The 1,267-nt window shown below is 65.7% G+C and carries 1 protein-coding gene and 1 pseudogene; both read right to left on the reverse strand.

Translation table 11 applies throughout. From position 1 onward, the window contains the following. Positions 1-234 (reverse strand): annotated as a pseudogene (locus TSO5_RS32035) (branched-chain amino acid ABC transporter permease); the annotation flags it as partial. Between the two features lie 45 nt (positions 235-279). Beyond that, a complete protein-coding gene (locus TSO5_RS32040) occupies positions 280-1,167 on the reverse strand; it encodes a branched-chain amino acid ABC transporter permease (protein ID WP_109155389.1) in 888 nt (295 codons plus the stop codon). Between the last annotated feature and the right edge of the window lie 100 nt (positions 1,168-1,267).

Here is a 1,267-nt window from a genome sequence, read left to right on the forward strand (position 1 = left end):
CGCCCAGCCCCATTCCTTCACGGTGTGGGCGGCGATGTAGGCCGCCCCGCCGAAGAAGGCGGCATGGCCGAAGCTGAGCAGGCCGGCGAAGCCGATCAGCAGGTTGAAGGCGCAGGCGAACAGCGCGAAGCACAGCACCTTCATCAGGAAGACGGGGTACAGGACATAGGGCGCCAGGACCGCCAGCAGCAGCCCGGCCCCAGTCAGCAGGATCTTCGGCGAGCCGCCATACATGACGATGCCTTCGTGCAATGTGTCGCGGGTTTGCATGGTCATGGCTTATCTCTCCCGTCCGAACAGGCCGGCCGGCTTCATCATCAGCACCACGGCCATGATGACGAACACCACGATGTTGGAGGCCTCCGGGTAGACCACCTTGGTCAGCCCCTCCAGCAGCCCCAGCCCGAGGCCGGTGACGATGGCGCCCAGGATCGAGCCCATGCCACCGATCACCACCACCGCGAACACCACGATGATCAGGTTCGACCCCATCAGCGGCGACACCTGATAGATCGGCGCCGCCAGCACGCCGGCCAGACCGGCCAGCGCCACGCCGAAGCCGTAGGTCAGCGACACCATCACCGGCACATTGATGCCGAAGGCCTGCACCAGCGTCGGGTTTTCCGTCGCCGCGCGCAGATAGGCGCCCAGCTTGGTCCGCTCGATGGCGAACCAGGTGCCCAGGCACACCAGCAGCGATGCCGCCACCACCCAGCCGCGGTAGGTCGGCAGGTACATGAAGCCCAGGTTGGTGCCGCCCTTCAGCAGGTCGGGAATGGGATAGGGCTGGCCCGACACGCCGTACTGGTGGCGGAAGGCGCCCTCGAAGATCAGCGCCAGCCCGAAGGTCAGCAGCAGTCCGTACAGATGGTCGACCTTGTAGAGCCGGCGCAGCATGGTGCGCTCCAGAACCAGCCCGACGGCGCCGACCACCAGCGGCGCCAGCACCAGCGCCCCCCAGTAACCGACGCCGGCATAGCTCAGCAGCAGCCACGCCACGAAGGCGCCGACCATGTAAAGCGCACCATGCGCCATGTTGACGACGTTGAGCATGCCGAAGATCACCGCCAGCCCAAGGCTGAGCAGCGCATAGAAGGAGCCGTTGATCAGGCCGAGCAGAAGCTGGCCGAACAGAGCTTGCGGCGGAATGCCGAGCAGTTGGGACATCGGGCGTCTCTCTCCCGCTCACACGCCGAGATAGGTGTGGAGCTTGTCCATGTTGGCGTCGAGCTGGTCGTTGGGGATCATGTCCACCACATGGCCCTCC

Source organism: Azospirillum sp. TSO5 (genome assembly GCF_003116065.1).
Taxonomy (GTDB): domain Bacteria; phylum Pseudomonadota; class Alphaproteobacteria; order Azospirillales; family Azospirillaceae; genus Azospirillum.